Here is a 21,799-nt window from a genome sequence, read left to right as displayed (position 1 = left end):
CAATTAAGAGCTGATATAGTCTCCTCCATTAATGTGGATTGCTTGTCCAGTCATATAGGACGAATCTTCTGAGGCAAGAAGCACATAAGCTCCAACTAATTCACTTGGTTGACCAGGCCTTCCCATTAATGTGTTTTGACCAAATTCAGCTACTTTTTCTTCATCAAACGATGCTGGAATAAGGGGTGTCCAAATTGGTCCAGGCGCTATGCTATTCACACGGATGTTTTTACTTGCTAGTGATTGCGCCATCGAACGTGTAAATGCTGTAATTGCTCCTTTTGTGCTCGTATAATCAATAAGGGAGATATTCCCTCGGTAAGCGTTTATTGACGATGTATTAATGATTGCGCTCCCTTCTTGTAAATAGTCTAATGCCGCTTTTGTAAAATAAACATAGGAATAAAAATTCGTCGCAAAGGTACGCTTCAGTTGCTCATCACTTAATTCACGTAAATCGTTAACTGGGTGTTGCTCAGCAGCATTGTTTACCAAAATATCAAGCCCTCCCAACTCTGCTACACAGCGTTCAACAGAGGAAACACAAAAAGCTTCATCGGTAATGTCACCTGAAATGGTAATACAGCTAACACCATGGCTTTCCACTTTTTCTTTTGTAAATTCAGCATCTTCATGTTCGTCTAAGTAAACAATGGCAACGTGTGCCCCTTCTTTCGCATAACCAATCGCTACAGCTCTACCAATACCAGAGTCACCTCCAGTAATAAGCGCGACTTTGCCCTTCAATTTACCTGTTCCTTTATAATTCTCACTTTCATAAATAGGTAAAGGATTCATTTCTGATTCGATACCAGGTTGCTTGTTTTGTTTTTGCTTCGGTATACCGTTTGAAAGATCGTCGTAATGATTCATGTAGTACCCTCCTTGTGTTCTTTCTATCTTTTTTTCCTTAATCCGTAATTGATAAACATAGATTTAAGAAACCGAAGTTTTTTCTCGTTACAACGAAAAGCTCTTGGACAGTATTTGGAAAAGCAGGTATACTAAAAGGCAGATTCGAGGTGACAATAGTAGTGAAGAAAATTCAAGTTTCACGCAAATTGCTGTCGAAATACAAAACAATTAGACAGGCTCTTCTAGATGCAAATGATGGAGACACGATTGAGATTGAACCTGGTCTTTATAACGAGTCTCTACAATTATCTAAATCAGTGACCATTATTGGACTCTCTAATCAACCTGAAGACGTTCGTATTGCAGGTAGGTTTAAAGTAACCAAAAATGCTTCTGTTCACATTAAAAACCTTTCATTCTCTCAATCTGATAAAGGATTGTTAATTGAACAAGGTCACGCTTATGTTATTCATTGTCAGTTTCATGAACTTAAGAAATATGCCATTCAAATAAAAGAGCAAGGTCACTTATCATTAACAGATGCTACGATTCGTCATAACGGTATTGGAATACACAATAGAGGACGCGCACGAATTGAATATTGTGCACTTTACGAACAACACGGAAGTCAGGTTTACACTGGATCAAATGGCCGTCTTATTATGAAGCATTCTCACCTATATAACGGCGAAACAACAGCGTTTTACTTTGATCAGGAAAGCCGTTCTTATGTGGAGCACTGCCAACTATACGGGCATCACTCTTCCCAACGACAAATTAAAGCTCAAGGAAACAGTGAGGCTGTGCTAGAAAGCTGTCAAATATACGAAAGTCAGTCTGGAGCAGTGTATTTGCAAGATCATGCCAAACTAACGTTTCGTTCATCAAGATTCAGTGACAATGTCCCTGTACAAATTGAAGCACATGGCGGGGAACTGTTTTTAAAGAATTCAACTATTGAAAATGCACAAATTGGGATAAAGCTTGAGAACGGTAGTAAGGGCGAAATCGAACAATGTACGATAAAAGACCACACGCATGATCAGCTTATGGTTCAAGATGCATCTGCCTATCTCTTTCATTGTAAAGTGCATAATGGTGAGCGCTCGGCTATTAGCCAAACGGCAAATAGTTATGTATATATAGAAGCAACAGATCTATTTAACCATGCCATGCCGCAACTTGCTCTTAGCGAAAAAGCTCGTTTAAGCATGAAGCATAGCTCTGTATTTGAAGGTGCTCACTATGGGTTATGGTTAACAGAACGATCTAGTGCGACAATTGCTCACTGTCGTTTCTTTGATAACGAGTTGAACCAGCTCGTTGTAGCAGATTTTAGTGAAGCGACGCTTGATGATGTGGATGTATTTAACGGGCGACAAAGCGGCCTTTACATTATTGATGGTAGCCTCGTTCACTTAACAAATAGTAGCTTCTATCATCATCACGATGCCTATCCACAACTTTTTGTGTCTAATGGCTCACAGTTAAACATGAATGAATCGAAAGTAATTGACAGTTATGAAAGCGGCATTCGGTTTGAAAAGCAATCTTATGGCCTTATTGAACATTGTCAAATTAACGGGCATTACGAAGCTCAGATTGATATACGAAATAGTTCCCCAACTATACGAGAAACGTTTATTCAAGATGGTGGAACATGTGCCATTCGCCTCCTTCATGCAGGTGGCTTCATAGAAAACTGTTTCTTTACTGGGCATGAGCACAATATTGCCATCGGTGGTAGCTGTGAGACGGACATTATCGGACAGGAAGCAGATGCATTGCGCCAATACGAAGAAGCGTTAAGTCAGACCATTGATATGGATGCAGGTTTAAAGGGAGAAGAACTCCATAACGCGCTAAAGAAAGCACAGGAAACAGCGGACAGAGATGCAAGAACAGCAGAAATTGTAGGTTTAGTAGAACAATTAGAAGAAAGACTTGGAAAGAAGTAGTTGGCATTCGCTTGCACTGCTTCTTTTCATTTGTAGAAAGGAGACTGTTACGTTGGTTAAAGATTATGTATACATTATTATCGGCACATTTCTTTTCAGCATATCTATAACATTATATGCAATGCCAAATAACCTTGCTGAAGGGGGCATTGTCGGTTTATCTTTGCTTTTATATTTTGCTTATAATCTTTCCCCTGCACTTGTCACGTTTATTTTGAACGCGGTTCTTTTACTCATAGGGTTTAAATTATTACCACGACACATGGTGTATAAGTCTATTATTAATGTACCGCTATTATCCTTTTTCATTTTTTTAACAGAACGACTTGGCCAACCAATTGAGGACCCATTGCTTGCGGCAATTTTTGCTGGGGTTATTACGGGTATCGGTTTTGGCTTTATTTTTCGAGCTGGCTCTTCAACAGGCGGGACCTCCATTATTGCCCGAATGTTAAATCACCGTTTTGGGTGGGAATTAACAGGGACTAACTTCGTTCTTGATGCTGTTATTGTTGTTTGTGGTGTATTCGTTATTGGACCCATTTATACGATGTATACGATTGTCGCTCTTTATGTTGGTAAGAAAGTCACCGATTATGTTCTTGAAGGCTTTGACGCAAAAAAAGCAGTTAACATCATTTCACCTGAAGCACAACTGATTTCTGAAAAAGTGACGAAACAAATGTCATCGAGTGCCACGATTTTTAATGGTTATGGCGGGTATTCGAAAAAGGAACGTGAAGTGATTTACATTGTCGTTCGCTCTTATCGCTTGTTCTATTTAAAGAAGCTTGTTCATGAGATTGATCCAAACGCTTTTATTGTTGTTCATAATGTAAAAGATGTATCAGGCGGGACGTTTTTTGCTACACAGCATGACCACCCTCTTGATTCCACGACGATGCCAGATTTCAAAGAAGAACGTCCTGAGTTTGGTAAATAGAAAGGTAGTTAAAGGAATGAGAGCACCTCTGACAACTATACGGAACAGCCTAAATGGTTACCCTATAGTTGTCAGAGCCTTTACACTTGCCGCCGCTACTGACACAAAAAAGCAGGCTTAATTTTAATTGCCTGCCTTTAATCGTTATCATTGTTTATTTGATCTGTCCCGTGCCTTTAACAGTGTATTTGTAAGTTGTCAGAGCGTGTAGTCCCATTGGTCCTCTGGCATGTAATTTCTGAGTGCTAATACCAATCTCGGCTCCAAAGCCAAATTCGAAGCCGTCTGTGAAACGAGTCGAAGCATTATGGTAAAGTACAGCAGCATCTACGGCTTGGAAAAAGAAATCTCTCTCTTTCTCATCCTCCGTCACAATTGCTTCTGAATGATTGGTGCCGTATTTTTCAATATGAGCTACCGCTTCTTCTATGCCATCTACACATCGAACAGCAAGGAATAAATCAAGATACTCTTTCTGCCAGTCCTCTTCTGTCGCTACACCAATTTGAGTATGAAGTGCTTGTGCGGTTTCGTCTCCCACAAGTTGAACTCCTTTTTGCCTTAACGTTTCTACTAATGTGTGCAAGTGTTGTTCTGCAAAAGATCTTTCAACAATTAATGTTTCGCAAGCATTGCAAACAGAAGGGCGCTGGGTTTTGGCATTTACAACAATAGCTGTTGCTAAATCAACATTAGCTGCATTAGACAAATAAACATGGCAGTTTCCAACTCCTGTCTCAATTACTGGAATCGTTGCTTCATTGACGACTGTTTGTATCAGGGAGGCGCCACCACGAGGAATTAATACATCAATGTCTCCTTTTAATTTCATCAATCGATTCGCTTCCTCCCGAGAAGGATTTTCGATCAGTTGAATGATATCCGTATGAATAGACGTTTGACTCAATGCCTCTTTTAAAACCGAGACAATGGCTTTATTTGAATGCATGGCACTTCCACTTCCACGCAACACGACCCCGTTCCCTGTTTTAATGGCAAGTGCACACGCATCAACAGTGACATTAGGTCGAGCTTCGTAAATCATTCCGAATACACCGAACGGTACAGCTCGTTTTTCAATAAGCAATCCGTTAGGACGCTCTATCGTTTCTAGTACTTGGTTAATTGGGTCTGCTAACGCAACAAGTTGTCGCATTCCCTCTGCCATATCGTCAATTCGTTCCTCCGTTAATAATAGGCGATCGATGAGAGGTTGAGCTGTTCCTTTGCGTTTCGCAGCTGTAACATCCTGAAGATTTTCGTCTAACAAATATTCTTTCTTTGCTTGTAGCGCTTCCGCCAATAAAAGCAATGCATCGTTTCGCTTCTCTAAAGTAGTTCGAGCAATGGTTGGTGCCGCTTTTTTTGCCTTTTTAGCAATCGATTCTACATTTTCCATCTTCATTCCCCTTTACATAGCCACCCAAAAATTTCGATGAATGACTGTTTTTTTTGATCGCGTTGTTACTCTAGCAATTTCTGCGCTATTTTTTCCTTTTAATAGGGTAAGTTCTTCGCAAGTAAAGTTCACTTTACCTTTTCCAATGATTTCATTATTTTCCCTTCTAACCTCTACAACCTCACCTACCGTAAATGAACCGCTCACTTCAACAACGCCAGCAGATAGTAGGCTTTTATGCTGTTTCAGCAGGGCCTCAGCTGCACCGTTATCGACGTATATGCTTCCTCTTGGCTTACTATGGTACAAAATGTATTGCTTCGTCATCGACATAGACGTTTTCGCAAAAGAACCAATATACGTTCCATCTCCTTTGCCTACTAAAACATCAGCAAACTTTTCCTGCCCTGTACCAGTTCCTATAAAAACATTCGTGCCTAACTCAATTGCTGTCTTTGCTGCTGCAAGTTTTGAATACATTCCCCCAGTACCTACATCCGAAGTCGTTTGATCCATCGTCTTTAATAACGCATCTGGTACTTCAGATAGAAAAGAATACTTTTTAGCATTAGGATTCGAAAAAGGATTTTCATCATATACTCCATTTACATCGGTAAACAAACACAGCATATCTGCATGAATGATTCCGCTAACAAGGGCTGATAAGCGGTCGTTATCCCCAAAAGTCAACTCTTCAACCGAAGTTGAATCGTTCTCATTAATAATTGGAATTGCTCCGCGTTTCATTAATTCGCCGAGGGTCTGTGAGATATTAGAAAAACGGTGCTGATCAGCAAAGTCTGCCCGTGTAAGTAACAACTGTGCCGCAATGTAATCGTGCTGCTTAAACGCATCCATATACGCCTGCATAAGTAAACTTTGACCTACTGAAGCTGCCGCTTGTTTCTGTGCAATCCCTTTAGGCTTTCGCTTAAAACCTAAACTTGAAAAGCCAGCAGCTACAGCTCCCGATGTAACGAGGACAATACGGTAATCCTGCTTTAACAAATACACCATGGCTTCCACATGATTTTCTAATTGAATAGCGTCTAGTCTACCGTTTTCAGCAGTTAGACTACTGCTTCCAATTTTAATAACAATGGTTCCTTGCATACCTCTCTCCTCCTCCAAAAAAAAGAGCCCATCCATCCTTAGAAATAAGGACGGACGAGCTCCGCGGTACCACCTTAGTTAGCATACAGTAGCATGCCCACTTTACATTGATAACGTCAATGAGACGATTGGTTTTGCCAACTGCTCCTGGAATAGGGTTCAACAAAAGTAGGGATGGTCGGTTCTTTCAGCCGCTGAAACCAACTCTCTGAACATGTTCTTTTGTTTACTTGTTCCAATCTACGCATTACGAACAAATGAAGTTAGAGGTGATTATACAGGAGTCCGTTTACAGAAGTCAATTGTTTTTTTAGACAAGATGGTTCGAAGAAGAACAAATAAAACGCTTCTTTCTTCTTTGTAGACATCTTCATGTCCACTTGTCAATTTATTCTGACTAAAAGATAGTTACTATGCTTGAATACCTTCCTCTTCTTTCTGAAAGAAATGCTTTAAAGCGTGGTAAACATCACCTTTTTCTTTTAATATATAGTGCATAAAACGTGGGTCATCCACATTTTTGTAGGCACCCATCAAAGTGGAATTACGGGAATATTGATTGATTTCACCATATCCAAACAAATTCGAACGATCCATTAATTGTTTTACCAGTTTAAGGCAGCGAGCGTTATCTGAAGTTAAATTATCTCCATCTGAAAAATGAAACGGATAAATATTGTATGCAGATGGATTGTATTTTTCATCAATTAGCTCAAGTGCTTTTCGATAGGCTGACGAGCAGATGGTTCCTCCACTTTCACCTTTAGAGAAAAAATCTTCTTCGTTTACAACTTTTGCTTCTGTATGATGGGCGATAAATTCAATTTCAACTTTCTCATATTTAGTCCGTAAAAAGCGAGTCATCCAAAAAAAGAAACTTCTGGCAACGTATTTCTCAAATCGTCCCATTGATCCACTAGTATCCATCATCGCAATCACTACTGCTTTGGATTCCGGTCGAATTGTCTCATTCCACGTTTTAAACCGTAAATCTTCATTGTAAATTGGCATAATGCCTGCTTTACCTGTTAGTGCATTTCGCTTAATTGCGGCAAGTATGGTACGCCGCTTATCTACGTTTCCCATTAGTCCTTTTTTGCGAATATCATTAAACTCAATATTCTCTATGACAATTTCTTGCTCTTCTTTCTTTTTCAAATGAGGCAATTCCATCTCAGCGAACATCATTTCTTCTAATTCTGCAATCGATACTTCTGCTTCATTGTAATCTTCACCAGCTTGATCGCCTGCACCTTGCCCTTTCCCTGCTCCCGCTTGTTTGTCACCGTTTGGATCACGGGCAACGACATCACCTACCTTACTGTCACCTTTTCCTTGCCCGACATGTTTATTCTTATCGTAATTGTATCGAATTTTATATTCATCAAGGGAACGTATCGGAATTCGAATGACATCTTTTCCATTAGATAAAACAATATTCTCCTCGCTGACTAAATCAGGCAAATTCTTTTTGATCGCGTCCTGAACCTTCTCTTGGTGACGACGTTGGTCCTGATATCCTTTACGATGGAGGGACCAGTTTTCCTCAGAGACAATGTACTGGTGCTTGTTGTTGTTTTCCATTCTTGCCCTCCTGCCATTCACTTTTTTGCACAAAAGAACCTCTACTTACATATCATAGATTGGGTTGATAACGTGCCTTAACTTATCCTATGTTTCACTTGCACAAGAGTTGCTAATAAATTGTGAGAGGACAAGCTAAAGCTGCGCTTATTTTTATTTATTCTAGGGCGAATGTCTGGTTTATTTTAATAAAAAAAGCACTCTACTTAGAGTACTTTTTTCTCAAGTCATTATTCCATAAATCCAAATTCAGATAGAGGCCAGAATCGTAAGCCAACCTTGCCAATAATCTCATCTTCATGTACAGGTCCAAACGAACGACTGTCAGAGCTGTTTGGTCGATTATCCCCTACAACAAAAACATGATTGTCTGGTATAACGTCTTCATACTCGTAATCGTTTGTATATTGATTTGCAAACGATCCCTGTACTTCATCTAAGAATGGCTCATCAATTGGTTCATCGTTAATGAACAATTGGTCGTTTTCGAAACGAATCGTATCTCCCGGCAAGCCAACCACTCGTTTGATATAGCTATCCTGCTCAGTTGCATGAAAGACGATTAAATCGAAACGATGTGGTTCACTAAACTGATAAGCAAGACGGTTAACGATAAACCGTTCTCCATCGTGGGCGGTAGGTACCATTGATTCCCCTCGAACTTCAAAGCTTGTGACAATAAACGTTCGCACAACAAATGCGATAAGAAGCGCAATGACAATCGCTTTGATCCAACCCCAAGCCTCTGATTTCACTTTATTCTCAGCCAATGATGTTCCCCGCTTTCTACATTCACAACATCTATTCATAAATTACCACTAAATGAAAAAAAGAACAAGAAGGCCCACTTAAGACCCTCTTGCTTCATTATCGGTTTAAAAGAGACCCAACATACCTTAATAATTCGTTTGCCGATACTGAGTTGTAGCCATGTTCATCAATTAAACGAGCAATAACATCGTTCATCTTTTTCAACTGAGACTCATCTGGGGTTTTGACGGAAGTTGTTATTTTTACAATATCTTTCAAATCTGCGAATAGCTTCTTTTGAATGGCTTCACGCAGACGTTCGTGGGAATTGTATTCAAATCGTTTCCCTTTTCTTGCATATGCCGAAATACGGATTAATATTTCTTCTCGGAATGCTTTTTTTGCATTTTCTGAGATGCCAATTTGCTCCTCGATGGAACGCATGAGCTTTTCGTCAGGTGACATTTCATCGCCTGTAAGAGGATCTCTAAGCTTATTCTTGTTACAAAATGCCTCTACATTATCTAAGTAATTGTCCATCAATGTTTTCGCTGATTCTTCATACGAATAAACAAATGCTTTTTGCACTTCTTCCTTTGCAATTAAATCATATTCTTTTCGAGCAATTGTAATATAGTCTGTATAGCGCTCTTTATCTTCTTTTGAGATTGAAGCGTGCTGATCCAAACCTTCTTTAATCGAGCGTAATACATCCAAAGCTGAAATGGAGGTTAGCTGCTTACGAATAATCGCTGACGAGATACGATTAATGACATACCTTGGATCAATACCGCTCATGCCCTCATCATTAAATTCAGACTGTAGCTCTTTGACGTCTTGTTGATTAAACCCTTCAACCGCTTCCCCATCATAAAGCTTCATCTTTTTAACTAAATCGACGCCTGCTTTATGAGTTGTTTTTAAGCGTGTTAAAATCGTAAAGATCGATGCCACTTTTAAAGCATGTGGCGCAATATGAACATGTGAAAGATCACTATCTGCAATCATTTTTTTATAGATCCGCTCTTCTTCTGAGACTTTTAAATTGTACGGAATTTTCATCACAATAATACGAGAATGCAAAGCTTCATTCTTTTTATTCGATATGAAAGACTTGTATTCTGACTCATTCGTATGAGCCAGTATCAGTTCGTCAGCAGATATTAACGCAAATCTCCCTGCTTTAAAATTTCCTTCTTGTGTTAAAGACAATAGATGCCAAAGAAATTTTTCATCACACTTCAACATCTCTTGGAATTCCATCATACCGCGATTGGCTTTATTGAGTTCACCATCAAAGCGATATGCGCGAGGATCTGATTCCGAACCGTATTCAGCAATTGTTGAAAAATCAATACTTCCAGTTAAATCAGCAATGTCTTGTGATTTTGGATCAGACGGTGAAAAGGTTCCAATGCCTGTTCGCTTATCCTCTGAAAAGAATATTCGTTCTACGATAACATCTTCAATTCGTCCACTATACTCTTGCTCTAAGCGCATCATGTTTAATGGTGACAAATTTCCTTCTACCTTAATGCCAAATTCATCTTGGAATTCTTCCCGCAAATGGAGCGGGATTAAATGAAGAGGGTCTTCATTCATTGGGCAGCCCTTAATAGCATAAACTGCCCCGTTTTCTGTCCGAGAATAATCTTCTAGGCCTCTTTTTAACATTGTGACCAGTGTTGATTTTCCGCCACTTACTGGTCCCATTAATAGTAGAATACGTTTGCGAACGTCTAAACGTTTAGCCGCCGAATGAAAGTACTCTTCTACTAACTTCTCCAACGAGTCTTCTAATCCATAAATAGAATCTTTAAAAAAGGAGTATTCCTTTTTTCCATCTTTCTCTTCCACACCAGCGTCTTTTATCATATTGTACACACGAGAGTGAGCAGTCTGTGCAACCCATGGTTTTTCTTTGATTAGATCCAAATATTCAGCAAAAGTGCCTTCCCAGCGTAAACGTTCTTCATGATCACGATACTGTTCAATTTTGTTTAAAATATTCAAGTCGTATACCTCCATTCTCGTGTAAGCGAGATTAATTAACCATATGCGTTACCGCACATGAACATGCTTCTTTTCTTGCAAGGTAGACTGTCCGCACCAGAAAAAGAATGGTATACTAACGTATACGCTAGATAGAAAGTGAGTATGGCAATGAAAACTTTTTTTGGCTGGTTTTTTATTAGTTTTTTTGCAATTGGCAGTGCATTCTTATTTCGATCTGCTTCTTCAGAAGTAAGCGCAGTTCAAACGATTGGTCAAGTTGTCGGTTCTCATATTGATGAGGAAATTCTATACTTATCTTCAAACAGTACGATTTATGCTGACAATGGACAGATTGTTGCAGAAATTCCCTCTGAAGGTGGTATTAATCGAAGTTATTTACCGTTTGAGCAGCTACCTGAAACAGTCGTTCACGCATTCGTTGCTACGGAAGATCGCCGTTTTTTTCAACATCTTGGCTTTGATGCGTCTGGAATGGCACGTGCCCTTATTACAAATGTAAGCAGTGGTGAGATTGATCAAGGCGCTAGTACGATTACGCAACAAATGGTAAGAAACATCTTTCTCGATCACTCTCAAACCTATCAACGCAAAATGAGTGAATTATTGTACGCACATGAACTCGAGCAGCGTTTCTCTAAAGAAGAAATATTAGAATTGTATTTAAACTCAATTTACTTCGGTAACCACGCATACGGAATAGAAGCGGCAAGTCAGCTTTATTTCAGTGATCATAGTGATCAACTTTCGTTAGCGCAAGTCGCTTTTCTAACAAGCATTCCTAACAATCCGACAGTATACAATCCTTTTACTTCAATGGAGAATACGAATAAGCGAAAAGAATGGGTATTACAGAAGATGAAAGAAGAGGGCTACATTAACGAAGCTGAGTTTGATGATGCCATCTCTGAAACCATTGAACTTCATCGTTCGTCTTTACGAAACTTATATCCAGATTATACTGATTTCGTTAAAAAGGAATTTTTAGAATTAATACAGGCTACAGAGGGCTATGATGAAGAAGCCGCTCAGGAACGATTAAATGAACTTTTTAAAAAAGGCATTCGAATCGAAACGGCATTAGAGCCAAATCGACAACACGCACTCAAAGAAAGCTTCTATCAGGAACTACCTGCTGATGTAGAAGGCGCTAGTATTGTTGTTCGAAACGACGATCGGAGAATTGTAGCGATTAGTCATGGACGGGAATTTGAAAGTGGTCATTTTATGCTCGCAGTTGATTCGTATCGACCTCATGGGTCTGCTTTTAAGCCGCTGATTGATTTTGCTCCTTACTTTGAAAAAACAGGCACATCGATTGATCAAGTCGTCAACGCTAATCCTAGCGACAGTTGCACGCAACAAGAACGAGATAAACGCATACTTGGTTGTGTCGCCAATTATAATGATGTCCTTCCAGGTAGCGTCACACTGCGAGAAGCATTTAAGCACTCTTATAACATACCTGCTCAACAACTTCTTAATACGGTTGGCATTGAAGAAGCCATTGCGTATCTAGAACCATTTCAATTCAAGAAAATGCATGATGAGCAACGAGACATTTCTTTAGCTTTAGGTACTCTTGATGTGTCTGTTTATGAAATGGTACAGGCTTATCAGACCTTTGCTCACGATGGTTTTTTTACTCCAGCAAGAGCTATTACAGGAGTGTATGATGAACACTTAGACCTTTTGTATCAATGGCCGGATCAAGAAGAAAAGCAAGTATGGAGTAAAGAAACAAATGATAAAATCCGTACATTGATGAGCGAAGTTGTTCAATCAGGTACAGGACGAGATATTCGTCTTTCTACAAACGGTTATATTGGAGGAAAAACTGGAACAACGAATGACTATCGGGACCTCACGTTTTCAGGTATGACGGATGACTATACAGCAACCGTTTGGGTAGGGAGAGACACTGGATACGTTGAGGACTTATCACCAAAACGACCAGCAATGAATATATGGGAAGCGGCTGTCCGGTAAAACAAAAAAAACCGGTTACCCGGTTTCCTTCGTCTTATCGTTTATGAGGGTTTTCCTCATAACCTCCAGAAAAAATGGCGATTAGAAAAACGACGCAGACGCTCATCATTAAAAACGTTCTCATAAAATGATCCTCCTTGCAAGGGGCGTAAACGCTCTCTTTTATTATAGCCAAGTTCATTCAGAATGAAAAGCCATTCTCTTACAAAAAACACGAAATCATGCTAAAAAAGGAGTCGAACAATTATGTATATCGTCATGAACGAACTACACGTAAGTCCAGAAAAAAAGAAAATGCTTCACCAACGATTTGGTAAAGCTTCTACGAACATGGCTAACGTAAAAGGTTGTTTAGAATTTATGTTCTTATCAAACGAACAAGATGACAAGAAAGAAATTGTCTTTACGAAGTGGGCTTCAAAAGAAGACTATCAAAACTGGCTTTCAAGTGAATCGTTTGCAAAGGCTCATAGAAATAGTGCTTCATCAGAAGAGCAAAAGCCGACTGCCAATGCCAATGAACTTCATACGTATGAACTTATTCACCATTTCCAAGGTGAATAAGACAAAGCGCTTGTCTTTACGTTCATGAGACAAGCGCTTCTATTAGCTATGACTTCCAACTATAGGAGATTATCATGAATCGATATTTAACCGGACATTTACCATTAATTAGTATCTTTTTCTTTAGCTTGTCGTTTGCACTCTATGGTCAACGCTTTGCATTAAGTTGGTTAGAACGAAATGGCATTCTAACTGGAATGGCAGACATTCTTTCCATTAATGAAGTTCGTATTGGACTTATAATCGTTTTATTACTAGTGTTTTTCATGATTTTTGCTGCTTTAAAGTTAATAGCCGATACGGTTACATCTCTTGCACTACTCTTTTTTTCAAAACAGGAAGACGACGACCTTTGGAAAAAGACGCAAGGTGGTCAATGGATCTACTTTGCAGGAAGTATCGCTGCACTTGTCCTAAATCCCTTTGTGATCGTTTTACTATTGCTTTTTGTCGCGTCATCTTTCGCTTATATCTTATTCATTGTCTACCGTATCGCAGAATCTTTAACCATCCCAGGGCTAATTGGCTTTATTTTTTTCCAGCTATTCTTTTGGTCAACCTTTTTATTTACCATTATTTTTGTTCTATTGCGTTTATACAATACGTTTATTGCTAGCTTACCGCTTTAATAGACACATCTATTTTAATGCTGGAAACCCTTGCTGCCTAAGTGCTTCATAAATAACAATGGCTGCTGTATTAGACAAATTAAGAGACCGGATCACATCGGTTTGTGGAATGCGAAAGCATCGTTCTTGTCGCTTCTCCACAAGCTCTTGTGGCAACCCTGTTGTTTCTTTACCGAATACAAAAAAATACTCTTCTTCTTTATTCCTATAATCAAAATCACTATAATTTCGTGTTCCTATTGTTTCAATAAAGAAAAACTCTCCTTGGTCGTACTTTTGAAACAGTTCATCAATTGAGTCATAATAGTAAATCGTTACGTTCGGCCAGTAGTCGCAACCTGCCCGCTTCAACATCTTATCGTCTGTTGAGAATCCAAGAGGACGAATTAAATGTAACGTCGTGTTTGTGCCTGCACATGTGCGAGCAATATTCCCTGTATTGGCTGGTATTTCTGGTTGATATAGTACGATATGCAATCCCATTTTCGTGCACCTCTATTTATTTTTGCTTTTCACATAAAAAAATGTAGAACAGACGACACATACCACAATTCCTAGCAATAATACGCCATTTTCGTTAACGAAGACTGCTGCAAATGCCAGAACTAAGGCGACGCCCCACAAAGCTTGTGCATACTTTTTGTCATTCATTCGTTCTCACCCTTACATGAATATCTGCGTCCCTTCTATATTACACATGAATTCCTACTATGACAAACATAGAAAAAAGCAGAAAAAATGATTTCTGCTTAAATGGAGATATGAAAAAATTTATATTGGATTCGATCTGTGTAGGCTGGAGAATTTTGATATGTCCAATACCGATAACGACTATTAACTGTTTGTGCATTGACTAAAGGTTCATTATTCATGTCTTTTGCAACAACAATTGCACAATGATTCCAAGTTCCATTTCCGTTAAAATCATAGCAAATCACATCACCTGGTATCAGTTCACGTGCCGACTTCTTTTCCTCCCCTCGTAAATGACTCGTTGCTCCACTTAAATACCATCTAAATGAATGGGCAACCGACCAGCTTAGACTCATCTTATGCTCATTCTCATACCACCAGCCTCTTTGTTTATTTGCTTTACTCGTCATTTGGGCACCACCAGCATAAAGACATTGAGACACAAAATTTGTACAATTATCTTCAAATCGAACAAAAGCCGGATTATAATCATTCCACCATTGCTCTGCATAACGGACAGCGTTTCGTCGATTATACGTTGCACTATCTTCACGATAAATGTGGCCCATACACTTCTCTCCACGCTCCTGTAGTGACAAAGGATGCATCGTTACCATTTCATCTGCAACTAGCTTCGACCCTTCAAATTGTGCCCGTCTTCGCATCGTTCGCTCTTCCATAAACAGACTGTTTCCTTGTTTCAAGAGCCGATCTATAACCGCAATATAGTCAACCTGCGTTTGCTGTTCATATGCCATTACATTCAATATATCTCCACTTATTTTGGCGCTCACGACTTCTGCACCTCGTTCAATCATTTCCAGCGCATCTTTTTCAAATGCAGCTTTTTCTTTTTCATCTAAACAAACCGCACGATGCCCATTTAAAAAGGCCTCGTTTAATTGTTTGACATTGTCGTGCAAGATCTTCACTAATTTTTTTTTCATAACAGTTAATTCCTTTCAAAAAGTGATTGAATAAAAATTTATAAGAATGTATAATTATGATTATCTTAGAGTGAAACGGAGCGAGCGACATTGATACGCAAAGCTGTAATGACTGACTGCCAAGCCATTCACCAATTAATTCGATCGTCTTTTCAAATATATAAGCATGATCCGGTCACCGCATCTGCCCTTCATGAAACAAGACTTTCCATTGCTTTACGGCTATCACAAGAAGAAGAAGCGTTCGTTTGCATGAAAGAGAATCGCATCGTCGGCTGTGTTTTTTTTCGACACAACGAAAAAACGTGCTCCTTTTTTCGATTGAGCGTTGATCCTTCCTATCAAGGGCAAGGCATTAGTAAGCTTTTACTTCAATGCGTAGAGAAAGAAGCATTGCATCGCCAATGTCTTGAAGTGACGTGTGAAACGAGAGAAGTGAATATTCCTTTTTACTGTAAACAAGGCTATGAAGAAGTATCCTTTAACAACCACTCTTCCTTATATGTATTTAAAAAAGCATTGAACATGTCAAAAAAAACATGGCAGTGTGCATAACTGCCATGTTTTTTCTATGAGATCTTCATATTTGTTTCTAGTGCAAGTAAACGTTCTTTCGTCGGCAATCCTCCGCCGTATCCTACCATTGCCCCATTAGAGCCGATAACACGATGACAAGGAATAACAATAGGAAGAGGGTTTTTATTATTCGCCCCACCGACAGCGCGTACAGCTTTTGGTGTTCCAATCATCTCCGCAATTTCTTTATAACTTTTTGTTTCACCATATCTAATTGTGCGCAAAGCCAACCACACTTTTTTTTGAAAAGGTGTCCCTATTAAATCAATTGGCACATGAAAATCATGACGCTCACCATTTAAATACTCCGTTAACTGCTCACAAACAAGTGATTCATCCTCTTCCAACTCATACCACTCCGGCTTTATCCCAAATCTCGTCAACCGAGCTGTTAAATTGACTTTATTCATTGCTCCGAATGCTACATGGGCTAACCCTTTTTCACTCATGACAACAGTCAGTAGCCCGATAGGTGTAGTTAACTCTTTCACATAAAATTTTGTTAAAACGCGCATGTCACTCCTGCCTTTCTAATTATTTCTTTTCTCTTATAAATGAGAGACCTTTTTCAATTTCACTTAGCACGTTCTCATCTTGCTCATTCTTTTTCGCATCTTCCAATGCTTTTTCCTCTTTTTCACTGTTGCTAATTTTTCCGATTGCCCACGCAGATGTGCCACGAATCACTGGCCTTGGATCGTTTCGCAACAACTCACACAATGTAGGAAGAGCCGATTCTTCCTTATAATGCGCAAGGGCAATAATGGCATTCCGCTGAATCGGTTTTTTTCCACGCCAGGAGCCCGCCATATGGCCGAATTCTGCTTTAAATGTCTTGTTGCTCATTGTTAACAACGGTAAAAGTAACGGCTTTACTTTCTCTGGGTCTGGTTTCATCTCTTCATGCTGATGATGATCCTTATGTTTATTATATGGGCAAACAAGCTGACAGGTGTCCCATCCATATAAATGATTTCCAATTTTCGATCGGTACTCCTCCGGCATAAATCCTTTTGTTTGGGTTTGATAAGAAAGACAGGCTTGTGCGTTTAACACGCCAGGCTCAACAAGCGCACCCGTTGGACATGCATCAATGCATTTTTGACAAGACCCACATAAATCTTCAATTGGCTCATCAGGAGGAAACGGAAGTGTCGTTAAAATATTTCCTAGAAACACGTAGCTACCAAGCTCAGGGGTAATAATAAACGTATTTTTTGCACTCCAGCCAATACCCGCTCGTTCTGCTACTGCTCGGTCTGATAGTGCACCCGTGTCAACCATTCGAACAGTTTCCACAGTGCCACATTCCTCAAAAAGAAATTCTTCAATCTTTTTCAATCGATCATTTAACACATCGTGGTAATCAATTCCCCAAGATGAACGCGAAAAAAAGCCTCGTCTGCTCCCTTTCTCACTTTTAGGGGCATTAGGGAGTTTTGACGGATAGGCAACCGCAATGGATATAATGGTGCGAACTTCTTTTAAAGTTAAAGATGGGTCGACCCTTTCGTCAATATTTGGGTGTTCAAATCCTGACGCATAGCCTTGTTCTTGCTGTTGTATTAATCGGTCTTTTAAAGACAAAAAAGGATCGGCGGTTGTGATCCTTAGCTTATCTACACCTATTGATTGACTGTACATTACTAATTTTTGCTTTAGTCGTTCATAATCCATTGTACTCTTCCTTTTTAAACGAAACAGTTGATTTCTTCTAGCATACAGAAACATAATAAGAATGTAAAATGCTTAAGGCGGAGGAACAATTATGCAAATAGGAGTTATTCACTACACTAATATTCATATTAGTGATTCATCCACTATGTTAAAGGGAAGACTACAGTTTCATCAAGAGCTATTGCATTTCGACTTACTTGACAGTGATACCTTAACGGAAGATGAAATAAGGACGCATCACGGACGGATTTTACAATCCATCCAAAAAGAAGACTATTTGCTACCAATTCATTCGGGAATTGATTTAACGCATTTTTTCATGCTGGAATATCAATTGCCCATTACGTTACATGATACAGGCTCTCTTTACCTACCTCTTCAAAAAAAAGGGAACGCTCTCTATGATCAAACAAAAGAAATTGCTTCACCCTTCTGTATGGATCAAACGACAAGTACAAGCGAAGCGACAGTTCATGCTATTCAGTGCTTCTTCTTTTCTCATGCGTCAACTACTCATACCTACAGCGAGTTGTTAGAAGCAGCAGGTACAATGTTTACACATGTACATGGCGGAACGTTTAAGATTGAGTTACTGTAGATCTCTGTTTAAAAATGGGGTGAACGGGTATAGTATTTGTACACAACGTTTGCAAGGAGGAAGAAATCATGGCACATGAAAAAATTCAAGCAGTCTTAAATAAGCAAGTAGCGAACTGGAGTGTTCTTTATGTAAAACTCCACAATTATCATTGGTACGTAAAAGGACCTCACTTTTTCACCCTACATGAGAAATTCGAAGAGCTTTATAATGAAGCAGGTGAAACCGTTGACGAACTAGCTGAGCGTTTATTAGCGATAAAAGGACAACCTGTTGCAACAATGGAAGAATATTTAAAACTAACGTCTATTGACGAGGCATCAAAGCAAATCAGCGCAGACGAAATGGTTGCTGACCTAGTAAGGGATTATGAGAAAATTGCGGACGAACTAAAAGCGGGTATCGACGTATGTGGCTCACTTGAAGACGATGCAACGGAAGATATGCTAATTGGGTTAAAGGAATCCATTGAGAAGCACGCATGGATGCTACGTGCCTATACAAAACAAACGTCAGATGTACGTTCATAAAAAAAGCTGCCTGTAGAAGGCAGCTTTTTACTTATGCATATTTGATGTAACGTATGCATGCAACAAATGATACGTCGCTTCGAGAGAGCGTTCATGAGTACGCTCCATTGAATGTGAACCTTCGATCCCTGGTCCAATGAGTCCATGAACAATATCATGCCCTGAGCGTATTGCAGCAGATGCATCAGATCCATAGTAAGGGTAGATGTCTAGCTTATATGGAATCTGGTTGAGTTGACATAACTGAACAAAGTGATTACGCAGTCCGTAATGATAGGGACCACTAGAATCCTTTACGCAAATGGATGCTGTATATTCGTCTGACTGCTGACCGTCTCCAATTGCCCCCATGTCAACAGCCACATATTCGACAACATTATCAGGAATGCCTGCATTTCCACCATATCCAATTTCTTCATTATTCGAAAAGAGGAAATGAGTAGTGTAAGGAAGTGTTACCTGCCCCTCTTTCACTTCTTTTAGTAGCGTTAATAATAAACTTACACTTGCTTTGTCGTCTAAGTGTCTTGACTTAATAAACCCAGCAGACGTCCTTTCAAATCGTGGCGAAAAGCTAATCATATCACCAACATCCAATCCAAGTTGACGAAGGTCGTCCGCTGTATGTACCTGTTCATCCAGTCGAACTTCCATTGTTTGCTGATTTCGTTCTATTGTTCGGGCTTCTTTATAGACATGGACAGACGACTGATGCACGACGACTGTACCTGTCACAGTCTCCCCATCGCTTTTATGAATGGTGACGTACTCTCCTTCAATGGATTGATAAGCAAATCCACCAATCAAATCGATTTTTAAGCGACCATTCGATTTTAATTCTTTTACGATTGCTCCTAATGTATCTAAATGTGCGGTTAGCATCCGTTGCTTTTGATCGCTTTCTCCTGCTATCGTTGCGACAATGGCGCCTTTACGTAGCTTCGTATAAGTAATCTTGTTCGTCTCCAAAAACTGTTGTACAAACGCCATTGCTTGCTCCGTATAACCAGAAGGGCTTGGAATATGCACAAGCTGTTCAAGCAATTCAATCGCTTTTTCCTTTTTAAACTTCATTTCTTGCTACACTTCACTTTCTTTATCAGATCTTTCTATTCTACCGGTATGAGCCTAAACATTCAAATGCTCAAAGCTCAATTTTCTTCTTTAGAAAATAAGTCGTGATAAAAAGAAGAACAAAAAGCAATCCAGCGTCCATTAGCATCTGTTCATTACTCGTTAGCTCTACAAAAAAGAAAATTCCACTCTCTGGTTCAGTATGGCTTTCGATTTTAAACATTATATACGGATAGACAACGACAAATAAAATTCCATAAACCAATAATAGAACATACTTCATCCACGTTTTTATTCCTAAAAATAGATAAACAGGTAAAAGAATCATAAGAATGCCCAATACTGGTGCGATAAGAGTGATCCAAACTAATTGGAGTGGGTAATCTAGTAAAAGACGACTTTCCTCAAAAACGGTTTGTAAAATGTGACTTTCTGCAGCGAAATAGATAAACAATAGCATAAAAAGCGTTACAAAAATACTTTGCATAAATAACCATATGAGGTTTGCCGTTATTTTAGCAAGCAGCTTTAGTAACATTGACCCTGGAGCAAGATACCAGTGATGTTGGATACCTAAGCGCCACTCTCGCCAAACTGATTCAATAATAATGAAAAATGTCGCAAATACAAGGTAAAGAAATAACAATACGGTTACTGCCGTTATGCCCGTTACTTCAAACGGTTCAGCGACACGCATACGAATAATACTCGCAACGACGAGCATAATGGTAAATAGTATCGCAATAATGACATTAATAGGTACTAACAAGCGCGCATCTCTCTTTAGAAAAAAAACAAATTCCTTCATGCTCTTCCCACCCTTGCGAATAAATCACGGAGCGAGGCGCCATGTTCTTGTCGCCAACCTTCTAAATCGGTTATTGTTGTCACGTCATCATCCTTAATAAACATTGCACCGTCGGCAAGCATTTCAACATCCTCATACGCATGAGTAGCCATTACAATCGTTCGATTATCGTCCAAAAGAAAATCAGTTAAAATACCCTGCATGGCCTCTTTTTTTGTTGTATCCAAATTCGCTAACAATTCATCGATAAATAAAAATGGTTTTTGTGTAGAGATTGCCACAATAAGTGCGAGTAAGTGGCGCTGACCTGTGGATAATGAACCCCACTTTACTTGTGTCGGCACGCTCACTTCATGACAATAATGTAGCGCTTGCTCTTGATTGAATTCAGGATACAATTTTTTTTGTTGAGTAAGGATCGTTCCTGCAGTTTGATAAGCTGGGTAGCCAACTCCTTCTGCTACATAGCTTGCATTCTGCGCACGTTCGATGCGACTACTCGCGTCTCCAAGACGAATTTCTCCTTTAGAAAATGGCGCTAAACCAGCACAAAGTTTCAGCATGGTGGATTTACCCGATCCATTCGATCCTAGCAACACAATAAAACGATTTTGATCAAACCGGAAGGATATATCTGTAAATACTTGTTTACGCCCATAGTTTTTGTGTACACCTTTTACTTCAAACGAATACATCATTTACACCTCCCTTATTGTTTTCGTAAGTGCCTCAATCATGGTTTCATCGGTATAACCTAGATTCCTCATATAGTGGACTAGTTCTGTTAATTGTTTTTTCGCTAACGCTTCTTTTAACGCTCGGATAATCGTATGATCTTCGGTTACAAACGTTCCCTGCCCTCGTTTTGAAAAAGTCACTTTATCCCGATCCATTTCTTGATATGCCCGGGATACTGTATTCGGGTTCACTTTTAACGTTTGTGCAGTCTCACGAACAGATGGTAATTTTTCTCCAGGCATTAACTCTGAGCTACAAATTTGTTGATAAAAGGAATCCACAATTTGGGCGTAAATGGCTTTGTTCGGATCAAATTGAATAGACAAATGCCACAGCCCCCTTTCTAAAGCAATAAGCCAGG

Annotated in this window: 22 protein-coding genes and 1 other annotated feature; of the genes, 8 read left to right on the top strand and 14 right to left on the bottom strand. The window is 39.4% G+C overall.

The features are described from left to right. Nucleotides 1–3: 3 nt before the first annotated feature. The gene (locus E2L03_RS12395; RefSeq protein ID WP_038478507.1) at nt 4–873 is read right to left on the bottom strand and encodes an SDR family oxidoreductase; all 870 of its coding nucleotides are present in this window, start codon (nt 871–873) and stop codon (nt 4–6) included. A gap of 161 nt (nt 874–1,034) precedes the next feature. Between E2L03_RS12395 and E2L03_RS12390 the strand changes: the two genes are divergently transcribed. Next, entirely contained in the window at nt 1,035–2,813 is a 1,779-nt protein-coding gene (locus E2L03_RS12390) for a right-handed parallel beta-helix repeat-containing protein (RefSeq protein ID WP_134259298.1), read from the top strand. A gap of 52 nt (nt 2,814–2,865) precedes the next feature. Further along, complete coding sequence (locus E2L03_RS12385; protein ID WP_236702465.1) at nt 2,866–3,756, top strand: YitT family protein; 891 nt, start codon at nt 2,866–2,868, stop codon at nt 3,754–3,756. Nucleotides 3,757–3,910: 154 nt separating this feature from the next. Here the strand turns inward: E2L03_RS12385 and E2L03_RS12380 are convergent, their stop codons facing one another. From E2L03_RS12380 to E2L03_RS12360, 5 genes are all read right to left on the bottom strand, one after another. After that, complete coding sequence (locus E2L03_RS12380; protein ID WP_134259297.1) at nt 3,911–5,155, bottom strand: glutamate-5-semialdehyde dehydrogenase; 1,245 nt, start codon at nt 5,153–5,155, stop codon at nt 3,911–3,913. 12 nt (nt 5,156–5,167) lie between these two features. Next, nucleotides 5,168–6,268, bottom strand: coding sequence for a glutamate 5-kinase (gene proB, locus E2L03_RS12375; protein ID WP_437183235.1), 1,101 nt, complete (start codon nt 6,266–6,268; stop codon nt 5,168–5,170). Nucleotides 6,269–6,311: 43 nt separating this feature from the next. Continuing rightward, nucleotides 6,312–6,520, bottom strand: a binding site (T-box leader). 159 nt (nt 6,521–6,679) lie between these two features. Beyond that, the gene (gene yhbH / locus E2L03_RS12370; RefSeq protein ID WP_038478499.1) at nt 6,680–7,852 is read right to left on the bottom strand and encodes a sporulation protein YhbH; all 1,173 of its coding nucleotides are present in this window, start codon (nt 7,850–7,852) and stop codon (nt 6,680–6,682) included. A gap of 230 nt (nt 7,853–8,082) precedes the next feature. Then, complete coding sequence (gene lepB, locus E2L03_RS12365) at nt 8,083–8,622, bottom strand: signal peptidase I (protein WP_241742163.1); 540 nt, start codon at nt 8,620–8,622, stop codon at nt 8,083–8,085. Between the two features lie 97 nt (nt 8,623–8,719). After that, nucleotides 8,720–10,615, bottom strand: coding sequence for an ATP-dependent protease PrkA (locus E2L03_RS12360; protein ID WP_055737318.1), 1,896 nt, complete (start codon nt 10,613–10,615; stop codon nt 8,720–8,722). A gap of 144 nt (nt 10,616–10,759) precedes the next feature. Here E2L03_RS12360 and E2L03_RS12355 point away from each other — a divergent pair, with 144 nt between their 5' ends. From E2L03_RS12355 to E2L03_RS12345, 3 genes are all read left to right on the top strand, one after another. Then, nucleotides 10,760–12,604: a transglycosylase domain-containing protein gene (locus E2L03_RS12355; protein ID WP_084167395.1), complete on the top strand. Its 1,845-nt coding sequence runs from the start codon at nt 10,760–10,762 to the stop codon at nt 12,602–12,604. A gap of 246 nt (nt 12,605–12,850) precedes the next feature. Then, nucleotides 12,851–13,168 carry an antibiotic biosynthesis monooxygenase family protein gene (locus E2L03_RS12350; RefSeq protein WP_038478490.1) on the top strand — a complete coding sequence of 106 codons (318 nt, stop codon included), beginning with the start codon at nt 12,851–12,853 and terminating at the stop codon, nt 13,166–13,168. A gap of 74 nt (nt 13,169–13,242) precedes the next feature. Then, nucleotides 13,243–13,797 carry a DUF5366 family protein gene (locus tag E2L03_RS12345; RefSeq protein WP_206698963.1) on the top strand — a complete coding sequence of 185 codons (555 nt, stop codon included), beginning with the start codon at nt 13,243–13,245 and terminating at the stop codon, nt 13,795–13,797. 9 nt (nt 13,798–13,806) lie between these two features. On the opposite strand, the gene trmL is transcribed toward E2L03_RS12345, so the two are convergent. Then, entirely contained in the window at nt 13,807–14,280 is a 474-nt protein-coding gene (gene trmL / locus E2L03_RS12340; RefSeq protein ID WP_038478484.1) for a tRNA (uridine(34)/cytosine(34)/5-carboxymethylaminomethyluridine(34)-2'-O)-methyltransferase TrmL, read from the bottom strand. A 266-nt stretch (nt 14,281–14,546) separates the two neighbouring features. Further along, a complete protein-coding gene (locus tag E2L03_RS12335) occupies nt 14,547–15,437 on the bottom strand; it encodes an amidase domain-containing protein (RefSeq protein ID WP_241742162.1) in 891 nt (296 codons plus the stop codon). A 108-nt stretch (nt 15,438–15,545) separates the two neighbouring features. Between E2L03_RS12335 and E2L03_RS12330 the strand changes: the two genes are divergently transcribed. Continuing rightward, nucleotides 15,546–15,992 (top strand): GNAT family N-acetyltransferase, encoded by a 447-nt coding sequence (locus tag E2L03_RS12330; RefSeq protein WP_166740296.1) that lies wholly within the window; start codon nt 15,546–15,548, stop codon nt 15,990–15,992. A gap of 14 nt (nt 15,993–16,006) precedes the next feature. Here the strand turns inward: E2L03_RS12330 and E2L03_RS12325 are convergent, their stop codons facing one another. Next, entirely contained in the window at nt 16,007–16,528 is a 522-nt protein-coding gene (locus E2L03_RS12325) for a methylated-DNA--[protein]-cysteine S-methyltransferase (RefSeq protein WP_134259295.1), read from the bottom strand. Between the two features lie 19 nt (nt 16,529–16,547). After that, nucleotides 16,548–17,690, bottom strand: a complete 1,143-nt coding sequence (gene queG, locus E2L03_RS12320; protein WP_134259294.1) for a tRNA epoxyqueuosine(34) reductase QueG — start codon at nt 17,688–17,690, stop codon at nt 16,548–16,550. 91 nt (nt 17,691–17,781) lie between these two features. On the opposite strand from queG, the gene E2L03_RS12315 reads away from it, so the two are divergent. Together E2L03_RS12315 and E2L03_RS12310 are read left to right on the top strand one after the other, a co-directional pair. Continuing rightward, nucleotides 17,782–18,288 (top strand): hypothetical protein, encoded by a 507-nt coding sequence (locus tag E2L03_RS12315; RefSeq protein ID WP_055737312.1) that lies wholly within the window; start codon nt 17,782–17,784, stop codon nt 18,286–18,288. A 68-nt stretch (nt 18,289–18,356) separates the two neighbouring features. Then, complete coding sequence (locus tag E2L03_RS12310; protein ID WP_038478475.1) at nt 18,357–18,818, top strand: Dps family protein; 462 nt, start codon at nt 18,357–18,359, stop codon at nt 18,816–18,818. Nucleotides 18,819–18,845: 27 nt separating this feature from the next. On the opposite strand, the gene E2L03_RS12305 is transcribed toward E2L03_RS12310, so the two are convergent. The 4 genes from E2L03_RS12305 to E2L03_RS12290 form a co-directional block, all read right to left on the bottom strand. Beyond that, nucleotides 18,846–19,892 (bottom strand): M42 family metallopeptidase, encoded by a 1,047-nt coding sequence (locus E2L03_RS12305; protein WP_134259293.1) that lies wholly within the window; start codon nt 19,890–19,892, stop codon nt 18,846–18,848. A 70-nt stretch (nt 19,893–19,962) separates the two neighbouring features. Further along, on the bottom strand, nt 19,963–20,700 hold the full coding sequence (locus E2L03_RS12300; RefSeq protein ID WP_134259292.1) for a hypothetical protein: 738 nt from the start codon (nt 20,698–20,700) through the stop codon (nt 19,963–19,965). After that, nucleotides 20,697–21,398: an ATP-binding cassette domain-containing protein gene (locus E2L03_RS12295; protein WP_038478469.1), complete on the bottom strand. Its 702-nt coding sequence runs from the start codon at nt 21,396–21,398 to the stop codon at nt 20,697–20,699. The genes E2L03_RS12300 and E2L03_RS12295 overlap by 4 nt, the downstream gene beginning before the upstream one ends. Further along, a complete protein-coding gene (locus E2L03_RS12290; protein ID WP_206698962.1) occupies nt 21,399–21,764 on the bottom strand; it encodes a GntR family transcriptional regulator in 366 nt (121 codons plus the stop codon). Nucleotides 21,765–21,799 lie beyond the last annotated feature (35 nt).

The sequence above is a fragment of the Shouchella oshimensis genome, from assembly GCF_004375095.1.
GTDB classification, from domain to species: Bacteria; Bacillota; Bacilli; order Bacillales; family Bacillaceae_D; genus Shouchella; species Shouchella oshimensis.
The sequence above is the reverse complement of the archived record's forward strand: the minus strand, read 5'-3'. Positions and strand labels throughout refer to the sequence as shown.

Coding starts and splice junctions, on each gene's coding strand:
- E2L03_RS12395 (WP_038478507.1), bottom strand. CDS start 873: ATGAATCATTACGACGATCTTTCAAACGGTATACCGAAGCAAAAACAA.
- E2L03_RS12380 (WP_134259297.1), bottom strand. CDS start 5,155: ATGGAAAATGTAGAATCGATTGCTAAAAAGGCAAAAAAAGCGGCACCA.
- proB (WP_437183235.1), bottom strand. CDS start 6,268: ATGCAAGGAACCATTGTTATTAAAATTGGAAGCAGTAGTCTAACTGCT.
- yhbH (WP_038478499.1), bottom strand. CDS start 7,852: ATGGAAAACAACAACAAGCACCAGTACATTGTCTCTGAGGAAAACTGG.
- E2L03_RS12355 (WP_084167395.1), top strand. CDS start 10,760: ATGGCAATGAAAACTTTTTTTGGCTGGTTTTTTATTAGTTTTTTTGCA.
- E2L03_RS12350 (WP_038478490.1), top strand. CDS start 12,851: ATGTATATCGTCATGAACGAACTACACGTAAGTCCAGAAAAAAAGAAA.
- E2L03_RS12345 (WP_206698963.1), top strand. CDS start 13,243: ATGAATCGATATTTAACCGGACATTTACCATTAATTAGTATCTTTTTC.
- trmL (WP_038478484.1), bottom strand. CDS start 14,280: ATGGGATTGCATATCGTACTATATCAACCAGAAATACCAGCCAATACA.
- E2L03_RS12335 (WP_241742162.1), bottom strand. CDS start 15,437: ATGAAAAAAAAATTAGTGAAGATCTTGCACGACAATGTCAAACAATTA.
- E2L03_RS12330 (WP_166740296.1), top strand. CDS start 15,546: ATGACTGACTGCCAAGCCATTCACCAATTAATTCGATCGTCTTTTCAA.
- E2L03_RS12325 (WP_134259295.1), bottom strand. CDS start 16,528: ATGCGCGTTTTAACAAAATTTTATGTGAAAGAGTTAACTACACCTATC.
- queG (WP_134259294.1), bottom strand. CDS start 17,690: ATGGATTATGAACGACTAAAGCAAAAATTAGTAATGTACAGTCAATCA.
- E2L03_RS12315 (WP_055737312.1), top strand. CDS start 17,782: ATGCAAATAGGAGTTATTCACTACACTAATATTCATATTAGTGATTCA.
- E2L03_RS12310 (WP_038478475.1), top strand. CDS start 18,357: ATGGCACATGAAAAAATTCAAGCAGTCTTAAATAAGCAAGTAGCGAAC.
- E2L03_RS12305 (WP_134259293.1), bottom strand. CDS start 19,892: ATGAAGTTTAAAAAGGAAAAAGCGATTGAATTGCTTGAACAGCTTGTG.
- E2L03_RS12300 (WP_134259292.1), bottom strand. CDS start 20,700: ATGAAGGAATTTGTTTTTTTTCTAAAGAGAGATGCGCGCTTGTTAGTA.
- E2L03_RS12295 (WP_038478469.1), bottom strand. CDS start 21,398: ATGATGTATTCGTTTGAAGTAAAAGGTGTACACAAAAACTATGGGCGT.